Source organism: Streptomyces sp. UW30 (genome assembly GCF_008042075.1).
Classification (GTDB): Bacteria; Actinomycetota; Actinomycetes; order Streptomycetales; family Streptomycetaceae; genus Streptomyces.
On the sequence record NZ_RDBN01000057.1, the window covers coordinates 1 to 7,240 of the forward strand.

General features: G+C 69.1%; 6 protein-coding genes and 1 pseudogene. 4 read left to right on the forward strand and 3 right to left on the reverse strand.

What is annotated here, in order from left to right; genetic code table 11:
- On the forward strand, positions 1-1,005 hold a 1,005-nt coding region (locus EAO75_RS43465; RefSeq protein ID WP_187284835.1), incomplete at its 5' end, for an SUKH-4 family immunity protein.
- Between the two features lie 152 nt (positions 1,006-1,157).
- Here EAO75_RS43465 and EAO75_RS43470 read toward each other — a convergent pair.
- Positions 1,158-1,322 (reverse strand): annotated as a pseudogene (locus tag EAO75_RS43470) (IS5/IS1182 family transposase); the annotation flags it as partial.
- 135 nt (positions 1,323-1,457) lie between these two features.
- On the opposite strand from EAO75_RS43470, the gene EAO75_RS43475 reads away from it, so the two are divergent.
- Together EAO75_RS43475 and EAO75_RS43480 are read left to right on the forward strand one after the other, a co-directional pair.
- Entirely contained in the window at positions 1,458-1,991 is a 534-nt protein-coding gene (locus EAO75_RS43475; RefSeq protein WP_148000671.1) for a hypothetical protein, read from the forward strand.
- Between the two features lie 207 nt (positions 1,992-2,198).
- The gene (locus EAO75_RS43480; RefSeq protein ID WP_187284836.1) at positions 2,199-4,316 is read left to right on the forward strand and encodes an SUKH-4 family immunity protein; all 2,118 of its coding nucleotides are present in this window, start codon (positions 2,199-2,201) and stop codon (positions 4,314-4,316) included.
- Between the two features lie 138 nt (positions 4,317-4,454).
- Here the strand turns inward: EAO75_RS43480 and EAO75_RS48810 are convergent, their stop codons facing one another.
- The gene (locus EAO75_RS48810) at positions 4,455-5,000 is read right to left on the reverse strand and encodes a hypothetical protein (RefSeq protein WP_187284837.1); all 546 of its coding nucleotides are present in this window, start codon (positions 4,998-5,000) and stop codon (positions 4,455-4,457) included.
- 824 nt (positions 5,001-5,824) lie between these two features.
- Between EAO75_RS48810 and EAO75_RS48815 the strand changes: the two genes are divergently transcribed.
- Positions 5,825-6,520 carry an SUKH-4 family immunity protein gene (locus EAO75_RS48815; RefSeq protein ID WP_148000674.1) on the forward strand — a complete coding sequence of 232 codons (696 nt, stop codon included), beginning with the start codon at positions 5,825-5,827 and terminating at the stop codon, positions 6,518-6,520.
- Positions 6,521-7,003: 483 nt separating this feature from the next.
- On the opposite strand, the gene EAO75_RS46800 is transcribed toward EAO75_RS48815, so the two are convergent.
- Positions 7,004-7,240: hypothetical protein (locus EAO75_RS46800; protein WP_222724027.1), on the reverse strand; the 237-nt coding region annotated here is incomplete at its 5' end.

Sequence of the window (7,240 nt, forward strand, 5' to 3'; positions counted from 1 at the left end):
CCGCCCCAGATCGACGTCGTCGAAAAGCTGCGGGCCGAGGCAGACGGCACCACCGTGACCAGTCGCACCCAGGACCGTCTCGAGCAGACCTGGCACGCTGCCACCGGCCGGCTCCTCGCAGCCACGGGGCAATTCATCGGGGCCAAGGGGCCGTTCATCGAGGAAGCCCCGCCCACACCCCAGGCGCCGGCCCGCTGGGGGGCCGAAGCCTCCTGGAACTTGGTCCGCGCGGCAGCCGTCGGTGATCCCTCCACACTGCGCGTGATCCAAGCGCCCAAGGTCAAGGACGTGGCCTGCGCCGGCGATCTGGTCGTGCTCGGCGGAAGCCGAGGGATCTATGCGATCGAGCCCGACCCGGAGTACATCGAAGCCAACCCGCTGCCCGCACTCCCTGCCATCAGCCGGTACGCAAAGGTCACGCCGCGCCCGTTCGACGAGGCCGCCTGCCGCCCCACCCGCGACCTCGTACTCGACGTGTTCGATGCGGACATCGCCCCTCTCCTGACCGAGGAGGAACTGCCCGCCGGCCTGACGCACGAGCCGACCCGTCGTTTCCTCACCGAGGTCGGCTTCCCTGCCGTCAACGACTTCCTCAGTCTCAGCACCCACAATCTCGCAGGCACCGGCTTCGCCGAGCACAACTGGGAAGGCACCAAGGAGTTCGAAACGCCCGTGGGAGACGGTCCGTTCTACGAACTGGGCACCTGGATCGGCGGCATCCTGCTCCTCGACGGCCCCACCGGCCGCGTACTGCGACAGTCGAAGGAGGGCGCGGTCGACGACGAGCGGCCCGGCGACCCCCTGGCCGGCTCCTCCCTGGCCCAGTTCAGCGCGATGGTGTGCCTGCAGTGGAAGTACATGCTGGCCTACAGCACGAGCGGCGGCCTCGACGGTGACGACCTCATCGACGAGCTCAGGTCCTGGCTGGCGGGCATCGACCCCGCCGCGGCAGCCACCAGAAACTGGGGGCACGTCACGGACACCGACGAATTCATTTACCTGTAGGCATCCATAGACCTCGACACGGCGGGCTGCCCCACCACCGGCCCGGCCGTTCCCAGCTCAGCCTCTCTCGACCGCCCGGCGGCAGTCCACGCGTGGGCGTGAACTCAGCCTAGGAAGTCGACCGGAGGTCGTAGCTCGCTCGTATCGACCCCGAGCAGGACGCGGTACTCCACAGACAGGCTCCACGGCCGGCCGCGACGGTCCGCGTCCGCTCCCTCACGGCGCAGGGCGGTCACCGGCTTGCCGAAGCAGCGCGGGCTCAGCCCCGTGAACGGGCCTGTCCAGGACGGCTGTGACGCCGTGATCACTGCTGGCACGTCAAGATCACCCCACTAGCCGGGGCCCAGCGTTAGGCAGGTCGGCACTTGCCAGAATCCTGTTGGGCGGTCTCGTCACCGGCCGGTACGGTGCCACGCAGAACCGAGGGGGATGAGCCGTTGCGCCCTGTGCTGATGGTGGATGTGGACGGACCGCTGAACCCGTATGCCGCGAAGCCGCACCGTCGGCCCGGCGGCTATCAGACGCACCGCTTGCTGACGCCTCGCTGGGAGGCCGCCGAGCGGCGCCGGTTAACCGAGTGGGGGCTGCCGAACAAGCCCGTGAAGCCGCTGCGGGTGTGGCTCAACCCGGAACACGGCCCGGCGCTGGAGGCGCTTCCCTTCGACCTGGTGTGGGCGACAACGTGGGAGGAAGAAGCCAACGCGTTCGTCGCACCAGTCCTGGGATTGCCCGAGCTGCCCTTCATTGCCTGGCCCTCGCCGCGGCCCGAGCCGCGGGCTGGTGTGTTCTGGAAGACGCCTGAGATCGTCGCCTGGGCGAAGGGCCGTGCGTTCGCCTGGGTCGACGACGAGATCACAGAGGCGGATCGTACCTGGGTGAAGGAACACCACGACGGCCCCGCCCTACTGCACCGGATCGACCCACGCCGCGGCCTTGCCATCGACGACTTCGCCACGCTGACGGCATGGGCAACCGGCCTCGCCTGACTCCGCAGCCGGTCGACTGCCAGTCGCGACTCCGCCCCGCATGATCGTTACGGGGCAAAGTTTTAGCCCGTCCCTGTGTGAACTCACCGAAAGCCAGCAGATTCAGCGATGAGCCAGCAGACACCCACCCCTCCACCCGTGTCACCCGTGTCACCCGAACAAGCCCTGGCCGAGCTCCTGGATTGGTCGGGCAGCGGGACCCACCAAGTGGCCGAGCTGACCGGCCCTCCTGGGTCCGGACGGACAGAGACACTGTTGCGGCTGAGTGAAGCTCGCAGCGAGGCGGTGCTCGTGGATGCCACCGGGCTGACCTGTGAGGACCTCATCGATCGGGTCATGACGGCTGCTGGGTTCACGGCTCTGCCGGAGAAGCGGGCGGACTGGGGATTCGAGCTTGAAGACTCCCCGCTCGGTGGCGGGTTGGTCATCATCGTCAATGCCCACCGTGCGGGCCGTACTCGGCGCTCCACTGAGCCCGAGCGCATGGTGCACCGCTTCACCGGTGAACTGGCCGTTGGCGGCGGTCTCAAGGTTGTGATCGAACGGGACCTGCCGGATGTCCGGTTGGCACACGATCACTTGGTCGTGGCGCTGCAGCCGAGCAGTTCCGAAGAGGCTGTGGGGCACCTGCCCGACGGCACAGACACCGAAGCGTTGCGTGCACTCGCACTGGCCGAGGTCCGTCGTGCTCCCATGCCTGTGTGGACCGCCCTCGCCCAGGCGCTGGCGTCCCAGGTGGGCCGGTCTCCGGATGTCGCCGCAACGCTGGAGGCTTCTGGCGACCTGCTCGAGGTGGAGGGCGACGGCTGGGTCCGCTTCCGTGACGAGCGCCATGCCGAGACGCTGCGTCTGACCACCGATGCCGAGGTCGTACGAGCCGTGAATGTGGAGCTGGTCGCATGGCTGCGCGATCAGCCCGCGGCAGCGCCGACCGGCGAGTACCTGACACAAGGACTGGCGATGCACGCCGTGCAGGCCGGCGAGTTCGACTCCGTTCAGCGCTCCGGCCGCCTCGTTGCCCGTCTCGATCAAGTCGCCCTGATCGACGCGGCCCACGCCGACGACTCGTATGTCGTGGACGGCGCGTCCCCGGCCGGGGACGCGGTCAACTTGTGGATGTGCGGCGTCGATTCCCTGTCCCAGGGCGAATGGGCATCGTGGCTGCACCTGATGAGTACCGTGCGTGGCGATACGGAGACCGCCGCCCAGATCGCCTCGTCCGGCCAGCCGCTGCCCTGGCAGGTGCGCTGGGCCCACTGGCGGCCGCCGGGCGCCCTGAACGCCGCGTACGTTCGGCCCGGTCCACTGGGGGACCCGGTCATCGCCCCCGAGGACTACCTCCCTGACCGGCACGCCGTTTCCGCTCCGGGGGAATGGGACGGGCGATACCGAACCTGGGACGCCGAAACCGGCGAGGAGCTGGCCGGCCCCTGGCCGGAAGCGATGCCGGCACCAGGGCGGCGCGAGCCGCTCTGGCCCACCGACATGGAACGCAACGTCACACCCGACTGGGACGATCTGACCGTGTTCGACACCCTGGAACCCCCCTTCGTGTCGGATCAGGTGAGGGTCGGGGACCTCCTGATCGTGACGGGGCTCGGCGGCATTTTCGCGGTCGAGCTCCACGACCCCGCCGTAAGTCCGCGCCTCAGCAAGGTGCACGGGGAGCCGCTCTTCGACGACTCCGGTTTCCTCCCGGCACTGCACCGCGGGACAGCACGGCGCCAAGGCTCGTACGACCCCGACCTCTTCGAACCGGGCGTCGTACGTCGCCTGCCCACCGGCCTGCTGCCCGAGGGGGTGACGGATGCCGAGGCACGCCGCATTCTCACGGACGTCGGACTGCCCGCCTTCGAAGGCGCCGCAATCCGGCTCCAGGCTCTGGACGAAGTGGGTCTGTCCCCGCTCGACCCTGGCGACCTGCCGGCAGACGCCGTCCCAGGCGCGTACTACAGGATCGGTACGTGGGGTGCCGGTGTCCTGGTCCTGCACGGCGGAACGGGGCAGGTCGTCCTGTTCGGTGCGGACGACTGGAGCAGCGCAGAAGACGACTTCGATGCCTACTTCGACGACGAACCCGACGAGCCCGACGAGCCCGACGACAGCGGGGTGCAGGAAACCAGCGCCGTGTTGATCGCCGGCACCCTGGCCGCGTTCATCGACCTGCTCCAGCACTACCTTGTGGCCCGGTGCATGCTGGCCGCGGCGGGGAGCCGTACCGAGCGCGTCGCGATCAGAGACGATCTGGAGGACAGACTGCCTGACCTCGACGACGCAGACACAGCCACCACTTTCTGGACTGCTGCACTGCGAACCACCGACTGACCGATCTCCCTTGACCGACCGATGACCCGCTCGTACTTACCCCCCCCCGCCTCAACGAGGACCGGCGCCGCCAAGGGGCACGTAGGAATGACCTGACGCATGAGTACCACCCCGAACCCGGATGAAGTCACAGCAGAACTAGCGCTGAACCGTGCGCTGCGGTGGATCGACCGGCCTCGCGACACCAGCGCCTGGCTGTGGATCGGGGGACGCACGGGCAGCGGCAGAACGGCGCTGCTGCGCGAGGTCGTTGCCTGCCATCCGGCCGCGGCCCACGTCGACTGCGCCGGCAGGTCCGCGGAGGAGGTGGCCCGGGACGTGGCGGCGGCCCTTGGCATCGCCGCCACGGACTTCTTCAAGGGCAACTTCGCCGCCGTGGCCGGCCAGGTCAGCGACGACCCCGTGGTCGTACTCGCGAACACGCAGTGGGCGGGCCGGATGCGCACCTCGCGCGAACCGGAGCGTGTGCTCGATCAGGTGGCACGGGCGCTGATCGAGCACCATCGGCGCGGGCTGCGAATGCGCTTGCTGGTTGAAGTCGACGATGCTCAGGGCAGGGCCGCCGAGTTGGGCGGACGGCATCTGACGCTGCAGGGGGGCTTCGAGGGCATGCCCGCCTTCGCGGAGCCGGACGAGGATGCGACCTTGTCGTCCGCCCTCCGTGCGCTGGCGTTGGCCGAGCACCGCTTCGTTCCCATGTCCGTGTGGTCTCTGCTCTGTTCGGCCCTCGGCCGGGACGTCCCGGAGTCCCGACTCGAGTCACTGCTCGGCGACGCGGCTGCCGGGGACTGGATCCATCGAACGGACGACGGGGCGGGCGCTCCCCTCGCCTCCTTCAAGCAGGAGGCAATGGCCCGGCAACTGCGTACGGAGATGCCTGCCGAGGAGGCCAGGTCATGTCACGCACGCGCAGTCACCGCGCTGTCGGCCGCAGACGCCTCCGAGGCGACGCGCTGGTACGCCGGTCGCGCCCTGGCCGGCCACGCGGCGGCGGCCGGCCGGTTCGACGCGTTCCTCGAGGACACCGCGGCAGTCGCCGTGGTCGGCCACGAGTCGCTCTTCGAGGCGTTCGAGGCCGCGTTTCATGGACTGCCCATCCCGCAGGGAAGTGCCGCGACCCGCCTCCATTACCTGGCGCGCCGTGGTGTTCGGCCTTCGTCCCAGGGTGAGTGGCTGGCGCTGTTGCACCTGACCCTGATGCAGGCCGGGCCGACGGAGGAAGCAGCCGCCGATAGGCTCCCAACGGCGGCCGGGCCCGTGGCCCTGCCCTGGCGGACGCTCTGGGCCGAAGGCGTCGGTGCCGGCATGTTCAGCACGGACGCACTGGTCAAGCGCCCCGTCGTCCGGACGCTCCACATCGTGCATACACCGACCGGCGACCTGGTCACAGCCCGCACCCGCCGCGACCACATCGGCACCTGGGACCTGACCACGGGCGCGCCCCGACCCGAGCCCGGCGAACCCACGGACGCGTCCGGCACGACGCAGGCGGATCAGGGGCCTCGAGGATGGCGCCCTGCCGGAGCCGTCGGCGGCGAAGTGGATCTGCCCCGCATGCCCGAGTACATCCGTCGAGGCGTGCGCTCGGGCCATCTCATCGCTCTGGCCTCCACCGACGGTGTGTGCGTTGTCGAGATCAATCAGAGCGCCGCACAGGAACCCGCACCAGGCCTCCTCAAGTGTCTGGTGGGCACAGGCACGAAGCTCGCTCCGGCGGACCTGCCGGCCGTGGCCCTGACCCCCACGACCGATTGGCTGACGGACGTCTGGGGAGCTGCGGCGGTCAACCGTTCCTCTCCACAATTGGCTTCCCCTGTGTCACCGGCTTCCTCGAACTCGACACCACCGGCCTTGCGGACACGGGCCTGCGCCCTGTTGCCGAGCCGGTCGGTAAGCCGGCCGAGGCGGAGTCCACGTACTTCTCCCTCGGCAGCTGGCAAGGTGCGCGACTCCTCCTCGACGGCCGTGACGGGAGCGTGCTGCAGGACGGTTCGTCCGGGATCGACGACGCGCTGGCCGGAAGCAGTCTCAGCCAGTTCGTCGCCATGGTCCGCCTCTACTACTGGTGGTTCGCCTCCGACTGGTCGATCGAGGACACGGAGACGGATGTACGTCACTGGCTGAACCGCATCGACCCTCAGGCCTTCCGGACACAGGGCTGGCAAAGGGTCTTCGAGGACTACAACTTCGACGACCGGGTCTGACGGACGGGCCCGGCTACTCGGCGACGCATTCCGCGCGCGACCGGGCGAATCCGGGTCGCTACGAAGCGCCTGCGATGTATACGGAATTCCGGACTCTGGAGAACCAGGACGAAGAACATCTGTTCCGGCAGCGCAGCACATCGAAGACGCCGTCTGGGAAATCGACGCAGACTTCGCCCTCGCCGACGCGCCCGATCTTCCGCAGGTTCCGCTCACCGCTGGCGTCCGTCTTCAGTGCTGTCCCGTTCCTCTGCGTGGTGCTCGTGCGCCGGCCTGTGGCACCGGCCTCGGCTCACACCTCGGCTCCGGAGATCTTGGCGAGGTGGGTGCGTACAGGTCGAACCGCTGGCAGACCGCACCTTTCACGCCGCCCGCTCCGACTCCGACGGCCCCCTCCTGATCTCACTGATAGCTTGCTTCTCCAGTCAGTTCACTCCGGGGAATTCAATGAGTCAGCCGCCGTTCCAACCACCACCGCAGCCTTCACAGCCACCGCAGGCCCCCAACAACCCGTACAACCAGCCCGCCCCGCCGCAGCAGCCACCGGGGTTCGGCCCCCCGCAGGCTCCGGGGCAGCCGCCGATGCAGGCCCTCGGCCAACCCCCGATGCAGGCCGGGCCGCCGCCCGTCCCGGGGCAGCCCCCCATGCACCCCGCTGTCGTCGGGCTCGTCGGGCTCGTCGGGTTCGTCGTCGAAGTAGGCATCGAAGTCGTCTTCTGC